Origin of the sequence: Variovorax boronicumulans (assembly GCF_030812215.1) — a bacterium.
In the GTDB taxonomy this organism is placed as follows: Bacteria; Pseudomonadota; Gammaproteobacteria; order Burkholderiales; family Burkholderiaceae_C; genus Variovorax; species Variovorax boronicumulans_C.
The window spans coordinates 289841-304338 of record NZ_JAUSSG010000007.1; the positions used below are offsets into that span (position 1 = coordinate 289841).

A 14498-nucleotide genomic window follows, 5' to 3' on the forward strand; every position below is an offset into this window, starting at 1 on the left:
GGGGTCAGTTCGCCTTGTTGGCCTGGGGATAGATCTCGCCGGCGCGCAGCAGCTCCAGCACGGTGTCGCGCTTGCGCAGCACGTGCGCGATGAGCACCTTGCGCATCGCCTGTGCGTCGCGCGCGGCCAGCGCCTGGATCATCTGTTCGTGCTCGTCGACCGCGTGCTTCCACTTCGCCTCGTTCTGGTTGGTGCGAAAGCGCAGCGACTGCACGCGCGCATTGATCGAGCGGTAGGTGCCCGTGAGCACCGGGTTGCCCGCGGCCTCGTTGATGGCGGTGTGGATGCGCGCGTTCAGGCGGTAGTAGCCCGAGAGATCGCGCCGTGAAAAGCAGGCCAGCATCTCGTAGTGCAGCGCGCGCACTTCGGCCAGTTCTTCGTCGGTGATGCGCTTGGCGGCCAGCTCGCCCGACATGCCCTCGAGCATTGCCAGCACCTCGAAGGTGTCGAGCACGTCGGCCTCAGTGAGCTTCACCGCCACCGCGCCTCGGTTGGGCAAGAGGTCGACCAGCCCTTCGGCCGCCAGCAGCTTGATGGCTTCGCGCAACGGCGTGCGCGACACGCGCAATTGAAGGCACAGCTCGCGCTCGTTGAGCTTCGCGCCCGGTGCGATGTGGCCTTCGACCAGCATGGTGCGAAGGCGTGCAGCCACCTGGTCGTGCAGTGCGAGCCTGGAGATTTCGATGATTTCAGCAGTCATGGCTTTCCCTTTGAATGCATTTTGAATGCAAAAAATGGGCGCCACAACCCCATCAATTAAGGGTAAACCATCAAGCAAAAAAGCATTTTGAATGCAAAACTGAAAGCGAAAGGACAGTCCATGCTGCAACTCGACATCCATCCCACCGGCCGCCATTTCCTTCAGATTCCCGGCCCGAGCCCGGTGCCCGACCGCATCCTGCGGGCCATGAGCCTTCCCACCATCGACCACCGCGGGCCCGAATTCGGCACGCTCGGCTTGAAGGTGCTCGGCGGCATCAAGCAGATCTTCAAGACGAAGCACCCGGTCGCGATCTACCCCGCGTCGGGCACCGGCGCGTGGGAAGCCGCGCTCGCCAACACGCTGAGCCCGGGCGACCACGTGCTCATGTACGAGACCGGCCACTTCGCCTCGCTCTGGCAGAAGATGGCCACGCGCCTGGGCCTTTCCACCGAATTCCTCGCGCTCACCGGCACCGACGAACACCTGCCGAACGCGCCGAGTTGGCGCCGCGGCGTGCAGGCCGAACTCATCGAGGCGCGCCTTCGCAAGGACACCGAGAAAAAGATCAAGGCCGTGTGCGTGGTGCACAACGAGACCTCCACCGGCGTCACCTCCGACATCGCCGCGGTGCGCAAGGCCATCGATGCGGCTGGCCACCCGGCCCTGTTGATGGTCGACAGCATCTCGGGCCTCGCGAGCGCCGATTTCCGGCACGACGAATGGGGCGTGGACGTCACCATCAGCGGCTCGCAGAAGGGCCTGATGCTGCCGCCCGGCATCAGTTTCAACGCGCTCTCGCCGCGCGCACTCGAAGCCGCGAAGACCGCGAAGCTCCCGCGCGCCTTCTGGGCCTGGGACGAAATCGTCGAGATGAACAAGGACGGCTACTGGCCCTACACGCCCAACACCAACCTGCTGTATGGCCTGTCGGAATCGCTCGACATGATCCTCGGCGAAGGGCTGGACAACGTGTTCGCACGCCACCAGCGCTGGGGCGCTGGCGTGCGTGCCGCGGTCAACGCCTGGGGCCTGCCGATCCAGTGCGCGGACCCGGCCGTCTACTCGCCTGTGCTCACCGGCGTTATCACGCCCGAAGGCGTCGATGCCGATGCGCTGCGCCGGCTGATCCACCAGCGCTTCGACCTTTCGCTCGGCACGGGCCTCGGAAAACTCAAGGGCCGCATGTTCCGCATGGGCCATCTAGGCGACAGCAACGACCTGACCCTCGTGGCCATGGTCGCGGGCGTCGAGATGGGCATGAAGCTCTCGGGCATCAAGCTCGCGGGCAGCGGCGTGCAGGCGGCGATGGATCATTTCGCGAACCACGCGGCAGCGCCGGTCGGCCTGCAGAAGGCCGCCTAGGCCTGCGACACACCGGCCGCAACGCATCGCTCGAACGATGCGGCGGCCTCCACCTTGCCGGACCTGTCAACAGGCCGGCGCGCATCGGACCCCAACACCACGGAGACAAAGATGATGCAAAGACGTTCCCTCATTCAAGCCGCGGGCGCCGCGGCCGCCACGCTGGGCGTGCCCCGGCTCTTCGCGCAGGAGTGGCCCTCGGGGCCCGTGCGCATCGTGGTGGGCTTTCCACCCGGCGGCGGCACCGATGCGCTCGCGCGCGTGGTCGCGCAGAAGCTCACCATCATGTGGGGCCAGCAGGTCATCGTCGAGAACAAGGGTGGTGTCGCGGGCGTGCTCGCGGCCGACTACGTGGCCCAGCAGCCCAGCGACGGCAGCACGCTGCTGATGGCGCACATCAACAGCCACGCGCTCGCACCGAGCCTGCAGCCCAAGCTGCGCTACAACGTGGAGCGCGACTTCGTGCCGATCGTGCTCGTGGGCGTCACGCCCAACCTGCTGATCGCCAACCCTGGGCAGAAGGCGCTGAGCGTGAAAGACATCGTGGCCGCCTGCAAGGCCGCGCCCGGCACGGTGAGTTTCGGCTCGGCCGGCGCGGGCTCCGCGCAGCACCTTGCACTGGAGATGTTCAAGCTGCAAGGCGGCGTCGATGCGCTCCATGTGCCCTACAAGGGCAGCGGCCCATTGCTCGCCGACCTGATGGGCGGTCAGATCCAGTACAGCTTCGAAACGATGACGGCCGCCACGCCGCATGTGAAGAACGGCCGTGTGATTGCTGTTGCCCAGACGCGCACCAAGCGCGCCAAGGGCCACCCCAACGTGCCGACGATGCAGGAGCAAGGCTTTGCCGGCTTCGAGGCGACCACCTGGTACGGCCTCGCCGGCCCCGGCAAGTTGCCGCCCGCGATTGCGCAGAAGGTGAATCGCGACGTGAACACGGTGCTTGCGATGCCCGATGTGCAGGAGCGCCTGGACACCTACGGCGCAGAAGACGGCGGCGGCTCGCAGGACAAGTTCAAGCAGTTCATCAGCACCGAGATCGCCAAGTGGGCGAAGGTGGTGAAGGACGGCAACGTGCACGTGGAAACGTAAAACACACCTGACAGAATCGCAGGATGAATCCATCCATGACCGCCCTCGCCGACGCCCTGATCGCCGCGCGCCGCAGCAACCGCACCCTCGACGCCGCCCCCTGGACCGATGCGTTGCAAGACGCCGGCCAGGCCTACGAAGTACAGGACGCCGTGGCTGCCGCGCTCGACTGGTTCGGTGACGACGGCGCCGTTCCTGGCTATTGGAAATCCGGCGGCGGCTCGCGCAGCGTGACGCTCACGCATGCGCCGCTGCCGCCGTCCGGCGTGCGCCAGAGCCCGGCGAATTTCGATGACCTCGTGTTCCACACACCCGGCATCGAGTCCGAAATCGCGCTGCGCCTCGGACAGGACGTGACGCCCGAACAAGCAGCGAAGCTAGGGCACGACGACGCGGCCTCACTCATCGACGCCATGGCCGTCTCCATCGAAATCGTCGATTCGCGCTGGCAGGACCTCGCCTCCACGCCCGCCCTGCTGCGCCTTGCCGACTCGCAAGTGCACGGCGCGCTCGTGCTTGGCGAATGGAAACCCTACGCCGCCATCGATTGGGCCTCGCAGCGCTGCGAAACGCGCATTGGCGATGGCGAAGTCGTGGTGCGCGAAGGCACCCATCCGCTGGCCGATCCGGCGTGGCTGCTGCCGATCTGGCTGCGCCACGTCACGCGGCACGGCCAGACCGCGCGCGCCGGCACGGTCGTCACCACCGGCTCATGGGTCGGCGTGCTGCCCTGCCGCCGCGGCGATCAGGTGACGGCCGAGTTCCCCGGCATCGGCGCGGTCCGCTTGCGCGTGTAGCGCCCGTCTCCCACGCCCGAGCAGGTGACCAGGAAGTCGAGCACCGCGCGCACCCGTGCGGGCAGCGTGCCGGCCTTGCCGATGTACACCGCGTGGATCGGCTCGGCCTCGGCCGGGTTGAACTCCTCGAGCAATGGCACCAGCCGCCCGGCATCGATGTCGTGCTGCACGTGATAGAGCGACAGCCGCGCCGCACCCGCGCCTGCAATCGCGAGGTGACGCAGTGTCTCGCCATCGCCCGCACGCACCGGGCCCGCGACGGGAATCGTGACCGTCTTTCCGTCGACGCGCAGTGGCCAATCGGGCGCGTTGCGGCGGTAGGTCCAGCCGAGCCGGCTGTGCGCCTCAAGCTCCTGCGGCGTGCGCGGCGTGCCGTACTTCGCAAGGTAGCCGGGCGAGGCCACGATGGCCTGGTACGTTTCGCCCAGGCGCCGCGCCACCAGGTCGGAGGCGGGCAACTGGCCCCAGCGGATCGCGATGTCCGCGCGCTCATCCATCAGGTCGACGATGCGGTCGGTCAGTGCGATGTCGAGCGTGATCTGCGGATGCATCTCGAGCAGGCGCGGCACCAGCGGCACCAGCATGTGATGCCCGAAGGACACGCTCGCATTGATGCTGACCCGTCCGCGCGGCGCCGCACCGGCGGCGGCACAGCGCTCGGCCTCGTCCATGTCGGCCAGCACGCGGGTACTGCGCTCGTAGAAATGCAGCCCTTCGGGCGTGAGTTGCAGCTTGCGGGTGGAGCGGTGCACGAGCTGGATGCCCAGCCGCAGTTCGAGCCGCGCCACCAGCTTGCTGATGGCCGAGGGCGTCATGTCCAACAGGCGCGCCGCCGCGGAGAACCCTCCGGATTCGACCACCTGCACGAAAGCTTCCATTTCACCGGAACGGTTGACGTCGAGGCGCGGCATGGGACTCCTGTCTGTGACTTCAAATCACAAGTGTGTGTAGCGGCGGCATTCTAGTCACAGGCCCTGATTGTCCGCACAGTACAGGGCATCATGCCAATCGCTCTACTCGCCCTCACCGCCGGTGCCTTCGGGATCGGCACCACCGAGTTCGTCATCATGGGCCTGCTGCTGCAGGTGTCGACGGACCTTCATGTCTCCATCACGATGGCCGGCCTCTTGATTTCGGGCTATGCGCTCGGCGTCGCGGTCGGCGCGCCCGTGCTCACCATCGCCACCCGCAAGCTGCCGCGCAAGACCGTGCTGCTCGCGCTGATGGCGATCTTCACGCTCGGCAACCTGGCCTGCGCGCTCGCACCCAACTACGAAATGCTGATGGCCGCGCGCGTCGTCACCTCGCTTGCCCACGGCACCTTCTTCGGGGTCGGTTCGGTGGTGGCTACCGGCCTCGTCGCGCCCGAGCGCCGCGCCTCGGCGATCGCGATCATGTTCACCGGCCTCACCGCCGCCACGCTGCTGGGCGTGCCGGCCGGCGCATGGCTGGGCCTGCAACTGGGCTGGCGCTCGACCTTCTGGGCGGTGACGCTGATCGGCGTGCTGGCCTTCGTGGTGCTCGCGGCCTTCGTGCCCCGCATGAAGGGTGAAGCCAAGCCTGCACCGCTGCGCGAAGAGCTGGCCGTGCTCGCCCGCCCGCAGGTGCTGCTGGGCCTCGCGATGACGGTGCTCGGGTTTGCCGGCGTGTTCGTGGTCTACACCTACATCCAGCCGTTGCTGACGCAGATCACCGGACTCTCGGAATCGGCCGTGTCGCCGATCCTGCTGGTGTTCGGGGGCGGCCTCGCCGTCGGCAACATCCTCGGCGGCAAGCTGGCAGACCGCGCGCCGATGGCCGCCGTGCTCGGCACGCTGGTGGCGCTGGCGGTGGTGCTCGGCTCGATGCAGTTCGCCATCGGCACGCCGTTCGCCGCGGTCGTCTTCGTCGGGCTGCTCGGCGTGGCTTCGTTCGCGACCGTGGCGCCGATGCAGTTGCGGGTGCTGGAGAAGGCCTCGGGCGCAGGGCAGAACCTCGCGTCGAGCCTCAACATCGCGGCCTTCAACCTCGGCAATGCGCTCGGCGCGTGGGTCGGCGGTGTGACCATCGACCACGGCCCCGGCCTGCGCGCACTGGGCTGGGTGGCCGCACTGCTCACGCTCGTGGGGCTGGCCATCGCGCTCTGGAGCCGTTCGCTCGACCGGCGCGAAACCGGTCGCCCCGTGGCCGATTGCGCCTCGGCGCAGGCCTGATTTCCTCGGCTACTTCGAGATCAGCCGGCGCGCGAAGAAAGAAAGGATCTCGTCGCGCGCCGCGATCGTCGGCTGGCCCGTTTCATCGATGAGGTGGGCCGTCACCACGCTGTGCGGGCTCGCCACCAGCTGCTCGAAGAACGAAGGCAGCGACGCCTTGTTGGCCGCGCTGTCGGGCAGCACCCGCGCGACGAAGCGCGTGCCGAGCGCCTCGGCATAAGCGGCGAAGCGCTGTGCGGTGCAGAACCTGTCGCCCTCGAAACGGTAGGCCATCACGCTCAGGTCTTCGCGGTCGAGGCGCTGCTTCACTGCGGCAATATCCTCGGGCGATATCTCGATGCCCGCCGGGTTGTCCAGCGGCAATGACGGCTGCGACAGCACCGGCGCGAGCACCGAAGGCTCCAGCATCATCGTGAGTGCGAAGTTGCCGGTGAAGCACATGCCGATGGCGCCGACGCCCGGCCCGCCGCATTCCCCGTGCGCCAGCCGTGCGAGCGCGCGCAGCCACTGGGTCACCGGGCTCGACTTGTTGCCCGCGAACGCGCGGAACTCCGCGCTCACGCAGGCATGCTGGAACACGGCCTTGCCCTCCTGTGCATCCGCCACCGCACCATCGCGGCCGAACAGCGACGGCATGTACACGGTGAAGCCCGCATCGCGTACCCAGCGGGCAAAACGCGCGACGTGCGGGCTGATGCCGGGCATCTCTGTCATGACGATCACCGCCGGCCCGGTGCCTGCGACGTAGACCTTCTTCATCGTGTCGTCCAGGGTGATCTCGCGGCGCTCGAAGTCTTCGAGCGCGTCGGTTTCGTTCAGGTTGCGTGTCGTCGCCATCGTGGGTCCTGCAGGTCTTCAGGTGGATCGGAGCGGCTATTACACGTGGCCTGGCGCTAGACTGACAGTGTCCAATTCGACATTTATGAGGCGTTTCAAGCCATGCACGATTTCACTGTCCTGGTGTTGCCCGGAGCCTTTGCCACCAGTGTTTGCATCACGCTCGACGTGCTCGATGCCGCCGCAGGGTTGGCACTCGGTCTCAAGATGCCGAAGCCGACCTGGCGCGTCGTGTCGCCGGACGGCGGCATGGTCCCGCTGAGCAGCCGCGTGCAGGTGGCGACCTCGGCGATTCCCGCACGCGCCCGCCCCGACACATCGACGTGGATCGTTCCCGGCCTCGGGGTCAACCGCCCCGTCGATCTGGCCGAACGCCTGGCGGACGACTGCGCCACCCGCGCCGTCGCTGCCGTGCGCCGCCACGCCGCGCGAGGCGGCGCGCTGGCCGCCTCGTGCTCCGCCGTGTTTCTGCTCCAGGCGGCCGGTGTGCTGCAGGACCGGCGCGCCACCACCACCTGGTGGCTCGCGCCGGAACTGCGGCGCATCGAACCTCGCTGCAACGTCGATGCGGATCGCATGGTCTGTGCCGACGGGCCGGTCAGCACGGCCGGCGCTGCGTTCGCCCAGTCGGACCTCATGCTTCATCTGCTGCGCACGCGCTTCAGTCCGTCGCTGGCCGATGCCGTCGGCAAGGTGTTGCTGATCGATGGCCGCGAGGCGCAGGCGCCGTTCGTCGTGCCCTCGATGATGTCCAACGGCAGCGAGCTGATCCGGCGGCTGACGCAGCGCATCGAATCGTCGCTGCCGCGTCCGCCGAGCGTCGCGCGCCTGGCCGACGAGTTCGCGATGTCGCAGCGCACGCTGGCTCGCCACGTGCGCGCTGCAACGGGCCTGGGTCCGCTCGCGCTCGTGCAGAGCGTGCGGCTGTCGCGGGCGCGGATGCTGATCGAGACAAGCCGGATGACCATCGACCAGGTGGCCGCGCAGGTCGGCTACGGGGACGCCACTGCGCTGAGGCGCCTCATGCGCAAGGCGGCAGGCGCCACGCCGAGCAAGTTCCGCGCGAACCTGCAGTCGTCTTAGAAACCGGGCGCGGCCATGCGTCACGCCCGCTTCACTCGTGCAGCGCGTACCGCAGTCGCGCGCGGATTCTGTTCCTGACAGAATCGGGCCGCCCGAAAAAAGCCGCCGTGACACCTCCTCCCACCTCCGTTCGGCCTGCACGCGCAGCCGACGCGCACGCCCTCGCCGCCTTGTCGATCCAGGTCTGGCTCGCCACCTACACCGAGGGCGTGAGCGACCTGTTCGCGCGCTATGTGCTGTCGGAGTTCACGCCCGAGAAATTCCTCGCACTGCTGGATGCGCCCGATGTTTCGCTGCACGTTGCCGAGGCCGATGAACGGCTCGTCGGCTATGCGCTGGTGCGCTCCGGCGTGCCGCAGGCCTTGGTGCCTGAAGCCGATTCGGAACTCTGCACGCTGTATGTGCAGGAGCCGTTCACGCGGCACGGCGTGGGGTCCGCGTTGCTGCGGGCGGCACGCGCGGGCAACGATGGCCTGTGGCTCATGGTCAATGTGCAGAACCTGCGCGCGTGCCGCTTCTATGAAAAGCACGGCTTCGCGGTTCGCGGCAGCACCGACTTCGTTCTCGGCGAAGGCCGGCACAGGAACCATGTCCTGGGGATGCCGCCGGCCGCACCTACCGGGGCGTAATCATTCGCGCGCTCGCCGTCGAGCGCGCCACCAGCCACAACGCCGGTCCCATCGTGTCGTCGAGCGCGCACTCAGGGGTTCACCGCATCGCCCTTGGCATCCACCTTCGAGGCGTCGTAGCGATGGTTGTCGCTCCAGCTTGCGAACCCCGGACCTGATGCAACGGCCACCGGGTTCCAGCCCGTCGAGCGGAACCGGTTGTCCATCGCAACGACGTTGCCGTAGCCCGCGTTCCCGGTACGTTCCAGATAGAGGTTGTAGCCGCCGCCTTCGAGATAGTTGCCTTCGATGCGCACGTTGTGGATCGGCAGCCAGGTCGGCTGGATGAAGAGCGCGCCGGTGTCGTTCGCGGTCGAGCAGTCGAGCCGGTTGTTCAGGAACACGACGGTGCGCCCCGGCGCGTCGGTGAAATCGCGGATGGTCGCGGCCTCGTTGTGCGAGCCGGTGGTCTCGGGATTGCCGAAGGCGCGCAGCCCGCGCACGTAGTTGCGCTCGGCACGCGCGCTGTGCACCGCGCCGGTCTCGAAGAAGCAGATGCCCGAGCCCATGCCGTGCATGTAGTTGCGCTCCAGGGTCCCCACGCCGAGGAAGGCGCACGACTGCGCAATGGCCGAAGCATCGAGGTGCTCCGCATCGATCTCCGAATCGCGGATGACGACGTTGCCGGCCTGCGTGGCGGTGCAGCCGCCGTCGCGGCAGGTGGTGGTGGTCACCAGGTAGTCGTGATGCTCGCCCACGCGGTCCGGGCGGATGCACGATTTCTCAATGAGGATGTTGCCGTTCGACAGGTCCAGCGGCCCCGTGATGCGCAGGCCGCTCAACACCGTGCCCGATGCGGGCTTGAGGCTGCCGGTGTACACGGGCAACTGGTCGCACGAGAGGCCGACGCCGGCGAGGCCGACGTTCGCTGCTGTCACGTTCCAGCCGCGCGCGGGGTTGGAGGTCGGCGGTTCGGTCGGAGGCTCCTGCGGCGGCGTGGTGGTGGCTGCCCTGAGCGCGTGAATCGAATAGCGCAGGCCGCCCTGCCCATCGGTGCGGCTTTGCTGCGCGGGCCAGTTGCTGTTGAAGTCCAGCTTCATCCAGCGCAGTCCGCCCGAGGTGCCGCCGCCATCGGCCGCGATGCCGGCCGCGTTGTCGCCGGACCAGATCGCGAGCCAGTAGGCACCGCCCTTGCGCACGGTCGCGCGGCTCGTGAGCGGAAACTCGAGCCAGCCCGATTCGAGGGCTGCCTTGCGATCGCTGGAAGACAGCAACTGCGGACCGCCATCGGCATCGGCATAGATGGCCGCCTTGTACGCAATGCCGCCCGCATCGGGCTTGCCTTTGACCCATGCGCGGATGCGGTCGAGCTCTGCATCCGCGTTCGCTGTGTACAGGTTGAGGTTGATGTAATGGCCGCTCGCATCGGCCAGGCTGTCGGTCTGCGGGCCCGCATCACTGTTGCCGAGCACCTGTCCCGTGCTTGATGAATTCGGCGACACCTTGGCTGCCGCCTTCAGTGTCGATACCGCGTCGTTGCCTGCCGCACCTGCGCCAGTCCCCAGCGACGTACCTCCGCCGGACCCACCACCGCCACCACCACCGCCACCGCCACCGCACGCGCCGATGGCGATCGCGCAGCCCGCCGACAGGAGCCACCGGCCCCAGCCGCGCAATGTATGTGTCTTCACGGAATGAACGGGCTCACATCTCGCTCAGCACACCGAAGTCGCTGTCGCCCTGCTGCACCGCGTTCACCAGCTGCACCCGGTTGCGCGCGGCAAACCGGCGGCGAAGTTGCCGCATGTGGTAGTCCACCGTGTGCGCCGACAGGTCGAGCCGGTTCGCGATTTCCTTGTCGCTGCGGCCCTGCAGCAGGTGCTGCAGGATGTACTGCTGCGTCGTCGAGATCTCGATGCGCGCCCCGCCGGTCTCGCTCGCCATGCGCGAGTGACGCGACAGGTATTCATGCAGGCTCAGGCCCAACGTGAGCGCCTGCCCGACGACTTCGTCGGTGATCCAGTTGCGGCCCCGCTCGCTCGACTGCAGGCTGATGACGGTGTACTGGTTCACATGCGTGGGCGAGGCCAGCCGGAACATCAGTCCGCTGCGGATGCCGCTTGCGAGCAGGTCGTCGACGAAGCGCTGCCGCCGGCCCGCCGCATCCTCGGTTGCGGTCGTCGCCGCCGTCGAAATGGGCATGGCCTCGAGTTGCTCCACATCCCACACCAGCGGCAGGCTGGAGGCCGGCACGCCCTGCTGGCGCAGGTCCATCTCGTAGAGGCGGTGCGAGAAATAGCGCTGCACCCACTCGGGGTTCGCGTAGGCGGTGAAGAAGCTCAGGGGCCACCAGCGGCCGCGCAGGAAGGTGATCGTGCCGTAGCCGAGCCAGTCGAAACCCAGCGCGTTGAGCATGCCCTGGATGAGGTAGCGGCGCTCCTCGTGGCTGCCGGCGTCCAGCAGCTCGCCGACGATGCCCGGCACGCCTTCCGCATGCCGGTCCGCCGACGGCGGCAGGTACAGCTGCTCTTCCGAGTAGAGCTGCGGAAACGGACCGCCGGACGGCAGTTCGGGCAGCTCGGGCGCACCGCCCGCAGGCGCGGCCACGTCAGTGTCGTGATTCCGCGTCTGCGACAGCGAGGACGCCGCGGCGCGTTGCAACAAGGTAGCAAGAATCATGGGATGCCTGTTTGAAGTGCCGCATGCATCTGTGGTCGACGCCGCGGAGTTGGGGGCCAAAGTACCAAAGGGTGTGGGAGTCGCCTTGTAAATTCTTAGCTTCGCGTATGCATTCGTAACGCCCGGATCGGGGTTGGCGGGCCATGGCAACGCATGCCTCGCCGCAACTGAATACCTTTGCATGAACGATGCGTCACGCGCATCAATCCGCGTGAAATGAACGCTTCACAGAAGGCCAGTGCACTGGCATGCTGATTGCTCCCTGTCAGTACAACAACAGCATCCGAGGAGTCCTGCCTTCGATGGAAATCCTGGCCGCATCCCGCTACTGGCGAGACGCCGACCTCACAGGTCTCCAGTTCACCGCCAACCGTCTGCTGCATCGCGAGATCCGGCCGCACCGGCACGTGGGCTACACGCTCTCCGTATCCGATACCGAGCTGCACGTGCGCAGCGGCAACCGCGTCACGATCGTGCCGCCAGGCGCGCTGCTGCGCGTCGCGCCGCAGGTCTGGCATTCGGTGCAGGCACGCAGCGCGCCATGGCGCGAGGATGCGATGTACTGCAGCTCGGCCGTCGCCCGCTGCATCAGCGCGGCGCACGAAGGCATCCCGGCGGCCCGCGCCGAAGACGATGCGGGCATCTCGATCTTCCTGGACCCTTCGGCCGCCTTTGAATTCCTCGAATGCCACCGGCTGCTGCACGAGCCCTCGGGCCCCGGCAACGAAGAAGACGTGGCGGCCGGCCGCGCCCTGCTGCGCCAGCGCCTCGCGCAATGGATTCCCCTGCAGCCCGCGCCCCGGCCCGTGGTCGACAGCGGCGACGAGCGCATGAACCGGCTCTACGAACTCATCGCCTCGGGCTTCCAGCAGCGCATGACGCTCGACAGCCTCGCCGAGGCGGCGGGCCTGCACCCGGTGCACCTGCAGCGGCGCTTCAGGGGCGCACTCGGGTTCACGCCGCACGAGATGCTGGTGGGCCACCGCATAGAGTACGCGCGCGATCTCATCGCGGGCGGCGCGCGGGTCACCTATGCGGCGCATGCGGCCGGCTTCACCGACCAGAGCCATCTGCACAAGACCTTTCTCGGCACCTATGCGGTGCTGCCCGGCGACTACCGCCGGCTCTCCGCGTTCGATGCGCTGCAGCCCGCCTCGGCGCGCAACGGCATCGTCGGATAGAGCGGTCGGCACAGTCCGGGTGCGTTGCATCGCGGGCTAGCCTCTCTCGAGTTGCAGCTTCACGTGCGCCGCCACCGCGGAGATGGTGGCGTCGATGCAGCGCTGCAGCGGCGCGAAGCCATCGTTCGGTTCGCGCGTTGCTTCGTTCATGTAGATCGGGCGCCGGATCTCGATCTGCAGGCTGTGCCGCTCCTTTGCCGGGTTGCCGATTTCGGCGATCAGCGCCACGCCCTTGTACGGGTCGTTGCGCGCCACCGTGTAGCCGTGCGCGCGCACCGTGGCCTCGACCACATCCAGCAGCGCGGGCTCGCAGGTCGTGCCCTCGCGGTCGCCGAGCACGAAGTCCGCGAGCGGCCGTGTCGACTGGATGCGCAGCTTTTCATAGGCATTGCCGGGCATCGAATGCAGGTTGAGGTGCCACAGCGCGCCGAAGTCGGTCACCGCGCGGTCCACCGCGGTGGAGAGCGCGGCGTGGTACGGCTTCCAGAACCTGTCGATGCGCCACTGCACCGCGGCGGGCTGCAAGGGCTGGTCGTACAGCGGCTGGTCGGCCGCGATGCGGCTCCACACGAGGCCATAGCCCAGGCGCGATTTTTCGCCGGGCTTGAGCGGCGAAGGCCAGGGCCCGTCCAGCAGTTCGGGGTCGAGGTCGTCGATGGCCCGGTTGGGGTCGATGTAGGCCCGCGGAAACTGCGCACTCAGCAAGGTCGCGCCATGCTGCGGCGCGGCCGACCAGAGCGCGGCGACGTGCGTGTCCTCGGCCTGGCGCAGCTGCGCGAACGGCACGCGGGTGACGAAGTCCGGCGGGTAGCAGGTGCCGCTGTGCGGCGAATCGCACACCAGCGGCAGCCGGGCCACGCCCGATGGCGGATCGACGACCACGACGACCGGATCGGTGCTCTGCATGTCGTGCGCGCTCATCACAGCTTGATGTTCGCGACCTTGGCGATGCGCGCGTACTTGTCCATCATGTCGCGGATCTGCTGCGCGAACTGCGCCGGCGTGTTGGCCATCGGCACGCCCGAGATCTCGACCGTGCGCTGCTTGAACACCGGGTCCTGCATGGCCTGGTGCGCGCTGGTCATGAGCTTCTCGATCACCGGTGCCGGCACGCCCGCGGGCGCGACCAGGCCGAACCAGCCGCCCTCGCTCATCGCCTCGAAGCCGAGCTCGCGGTAGGTCGGTACGTCGGGCAAGAGCGGCGAGCGCTGCGGCGACAGCACCGCCAGCGCGCGCAGCTTGCCCGACTTGATGTGCGGCAGCGACGACGGCAGGTTGTCGGTCATCGCATCGACCGTGCCGGCGAGCGCGTCGGTCGCCGCCTGCCCCGCGCCCTTGTATGGCACATGCGTGAGCTTGATGCCCGCCAGGTCCATGAACTGCTCGACGTTGACGTGCCCGAGCGAGCCGTTGCCGGGCGACGCGAAGGTGAGCTTGCCCGGCTCCGCTTTCGCCAGCGCGATGAACTCCTTCATGTTCTTCACCGGCAGCTTGGGGCTCACCACGAACACGCTGGGCACCGACATCACGTTGGTGATCGGCTGGAAGTCCTTCACCGGGTCGTAAGGCAGCTTGGTGTAGACGGCCGGGTTCGCGCCATGCGTGCTCACGGTGGCCATGCCGATGGTGTAGCCGTCGGGCTCTGCCCGCGCCACCGCCGAGATGCCGATGGTGCCGCCCGCGCCGCCGCGGTTGTCCACCACCACCTGCTGCCCGAGGATGACCGACATCTTCTCGGCGAGCAGCCGCGCCACCAGGTCGGTCGAGCCGCCGGGAGGGAACGGCACGATCAGCTTGATCGGCTTGTCGGGGTAGGAGGACGCATGCGCATCGACGGCCGCGAGCGGCAGCCCGAAGGCAACGGCGGTGATGGCCAGCAGGAGGTCTCGGCGTTTGTTCATCGTGAGTAAGTCGAAAGAAATATCGTTGGAGACAACGCACATGGAGGTGCCCTGAAGTGCGGC

The 14498-nt window shown here is 67.8% G+C and carries 14 protein-coding genes; 7 read left to right on the forward strand and 7 right to left on the reverse strand.

Annotation, left to right across the window (positions count from 1 at the left end; translation table 11 throughout):
- Nucleotides 1-4: 4 nt before the first annotated feature.
- Entirely contained in the window at nucleotides 5-700 is a 696-nt protein-coding gene (locus tag J2W23_RS20065; protein ID WP_307649982.1) for a GntR family transcriptional regulator, read from the reverse strand.
- A 120-nt stretch (nucleotides 701-820) separates the two neighbouring features.
- Between J2W23_RS20065 and J2W23_RS20070 the strand changes: the two genes are divergently transcribed.
- The 3 genes from J2W23_RS20070 (at nucleotide 821) to J2W23_RS20080 (ending at nucleotide 3954) form a co-directional block, all read left to right on the forward strand.
- Nucleotides 821-2065 carry a pyridoxal-phosphate-dependent aminotransferase family protein gene (locus tag J2W23_RS20070; RefSeq protein ID WP_307649983.1) on the forward strand — a complete coding sequence of 415 codons (1245 nt, stop codon included), beginning with the start codon at nucleotides 821-823 and terminating at the stop codon, nucleotides 2063-2065.
- A gap of 114 nt (nucleotides 2066-2179) precedes the next feature.
- On the forward strand, nucleotides 2180-3157 hold the full coding sequence (locus J2W23_RS20075; RefSeq protein WP_176657498.1) for a Bug family tripartite tricarboxylate transporter substrate binding protein: 978 nt from the start codon (nucleotides 2180-2182) through the stop codon (nucleotides 3155-3157).
- A gap of 35 nt (nucleotides 3158-3192) precedes the next feature.
- The gene (locus tag J2W23_RS20080) at nucleotides 3193-3954 is read left to right on the forward strand and encodes a 2-keto-4-pentenoate hydratase (RefSeq protein WP_307649984.1); all 762 of its coding nucleotides are present in this window, start codon (nucleotides 3193-3195) and stop codon (nucleotides 3952-3954) included.
- On the opposite strand, the gene J2W23_RS20085 is transcribed toward J2W23_RS20080, so the two are convergent.
- A complete protein-coding gene (locus J2W23_RS20085) occupies nucleotides 3903-4865 on the reverse strand; it encodes a LysR substrate-binding domain-containing protein (RefSeq protein ID WP_307649985.1) in 963 nt (320 codons plus the stop codon). The genes J2W23_RS20080 and J2W23_RS20085 overlap by 52 nt on opposite strands.
- A gap of 90 nt (nucleotides 4866-4955) precedes the next feature.
- Between J2W23_RS20085 and J2W23_RS20090 the strand changes: the two genes are divergently transcribed.
- Nucleotides 4956-6146 carry an MFS transporter gene (locus J2W23_RS20090; RefSeq protein ID WP_307649986.1) on the forward strand — a complete coding sequence of 397 codons (1191 nt, stop codon included), beginning with the start codon at nucleotides 4956-4958 and terminating at the stop codon, nucleotides 6144-6146.
- Nucleotides 6147-6155: 9 nt separating this feature from the next.
- Here the strand turns inward: J2W23_RS20090 and J2W23_RS20095 are convergent, their stop codons facing one another.
- Nucleotides 6156-6983 (reverse strand): dienelactone hydrolase family protein, encoded by an 828-nt coding sequence (locus tag J2W23_RS20095; protein WP_307649987.1) that lies wholly within the window; start codon nucleotides 6981-6983, stop codon nucleotides 6156-6158.
- A 102-nt stretch (nucleotides 6984-7085) separates the two neighbouring features.
- On the opposite strand from J2W23_RS20095, the gene J2W23_RS20100 reads away from it, so the two are divergent.
- On the forward strand, nucleotides 7086-8066 hold the full coding sequence (locus J2W23_RS20100; protein ID WP_307649988.1) for a GlxA family transcriptional regulator: 981 nt from the start codon (nucleotides 7086-7088) through the stop codon (nucleotides 8064-8066).
- A gap of 107 nt (nucleotides 8067-8173) precedes the next feature.
- A complete protein-coding gene (locus J2W23_RS20105; RefSeq protein ID WP_176657504.1) occupies nucleotides 8174-8695 on the forward strand; it encodes a GNAT family N-acetyltransferase in 522 nt (173 codons plus the stop codon).
- Between the two features lie 71 nt (nucleotides 8696-8766).
- On the opposite strand, the gene J2W23_RS20110 is transcribed toward J2W23_RS20105, so the two are convergent.
- Both J2W23_RS20110 and J2W23_RS20115 read right to left on the reverse strand, forming a co-directional pair.
- Nucleotides 8767-10365 carry a hypothetical protein gene (locus J2W23_RS20110; RefSeq protein ID WP_307649989.1) on the reverse strand — a complete coding sequence of 533 codons (1599 nt, stop codon included), beginning with the start codon at nucleotides 10363-10365 and terminating at the stop codon, nucleotides 8767-8769.
- A 13-nt stretch (nucleotides 10366-10378) separates the two neighbouring features.
- On the reverse strand, nucleotides 10379-11353 hold the full coding sequence (locus J2W23_RS20115) for a helix-turn-helix transcriptional regulator (protein WP_176657507.1): 975 nt from the start codon (nucleotides 11351-11353) through the stop codon (nucleotides 10379-10381).
- A 302-nt stretch (nucleotides 11354-11655) separates the two neighbouring features.
- Here J2W23_RS20115 and J2W23_RS20120 point away from each other — a divergent pair, with 302 nt between their 5' ends.
- A complete protein-coding gene (locus tag J2W23_RS20120; protein WP_307649990.1) occupies nucleotides 11656-12534 on the forward strand; it encodes a helix-turn-helix domain-containing protein in 879 nt (292 codons plus the stop codon).
- Nucleotides 12535-12570: 36 nt separating this feature from the next.
- Here J2W23_RS20120 and J2W23_RS20125 read toward each other — a convergent pair whose 3' ends face one another.
- Together J2W23_RS20125 and J2W23_RS20130 are read right to left on the reverse strand one after the other, a co-directional pair.
- The gene (locus J2W23_RS20125) at nucleotides 12571-13455 is read right to left on the reverse strand and encodes an N-formylglutamate amidohydrolase (protein ID WP_307649991.1); all 885 of its coding nucleotides are present in this window, start codon (nucleotides 13453-13455) and stop codon (nucleotides 12571-12573) included.
- The gene (locus tag J2W23_RS20130; RefSeq protein ID WP_307649992.1) at nucleotides 13455-14435 is read right to left on the reverse strand and encodes a Bug family tripartite tricarboxylate transporter substrate binding protein; all 981 of its coding nucleotides are present in this window, start codon (nucleotides 14433-14435) and stop codon (nucleotides 13455-13457) included. The genes J2W23_RS20125 and J2W23_RS20130 overlap by 1 nt, the downstream gene beginning before the upstream one ends.
- Nucleotides 14436-14498: the final 63 nt, after the last annotated feature.

What these genes read in the sequence shown, in the direction of transcription:
- J2W23_RS20065 (WP_307649982.1), bottom strand. Translation starts at nt 700, where the DNA reads ATGACTGCTGAAATCATCGAAATCTCCAGGCTCGCACTGCACGACCAG.
- J2W23_RS20070 (WP_307649983.1), top strand. Translation starts at nt 821, where the DNA reads ATGCTGCAACTCGACATCCATCCCACCGGCCGCCATTTCCTTCAGATT.
- J2W23_RS20075 (WP_176657498.1), top strand. Translation starts at nt 2,180, where the DNA reads ATGCAAAGACGTTCCCTCATTCAAGCCGCGGGCGCCGCGGCCGCCACG.
- J2W23_RS20080 (WP_307649984.1), top strand. Translation starts at nt 3,193, where the DNA reads ATGACCGCCCTCGCCGACGCCCTGATCGCCGCGCGCCGCAGCAACCGC.
- J2W23_RS20085 (WP_307649985.1), bottom strand. Translation starts at nt 4,865, where the DNA reads ATGCCGCGCCTCGACGTCAACCGTTCCGGTGAAATGGAAGCTTTCGTG.
- J2W23_RS20090 (WP_307649986.1), top strand. Translation starts at nt 4,956, where the DNA reads ATGCCAATCGCTCTACTCGCCCTCACCGCCGGTGCCTTCGGGATCGGC.
- J2W23_RS20095 (WP_307649987.1), bottom strand. Translation starts at nt 6,983, where the DNA reads ATGGCGACGACACGCAACCTGAACGAAACCGACGCGCTCGAAGACTTC.
- J2W23_RS20100 (WP_307649988.1), top strand. Translation starts at nt 7,086, where the DNA reads ATGCACGATTTCACTGTCCTGGTGTTGCCCGGAGCCTTTGCCACCAGT.
- J2W23_RS20115 (WP_176657507.1), bottom strand. Translation starts at nt 11,353, where the DNA reads ATGATTCTTGCTACCTTGTTGCAACGCGCCGCGGCGTCCTCGCTGTCG.
- J2W23_RS20120 (WP_307649990.1), top strand. Translation starts at nt 11,656, where the DNA reads ATGGAAATCCTGGCCGCATCCCGCTACTGGCGAGACGCCGACCTCACA.
- J2W23_RS20125 (WP_307649991.1), bottom strand. Translation starts at nt 13,455, where the DNA reads ATGAGCGCGCACGACATGCAGAGCACCGATCCGGTCGTCGTGGTCGTC.
- J2W23_RS20130 (WP_307649992.1), bottom strand. Translation starts at nt 14,435, where the DNA reads ATGAACAAACGCCGAGACCTCCTGCTGGCCATCACCGCCGTTGCCTTC.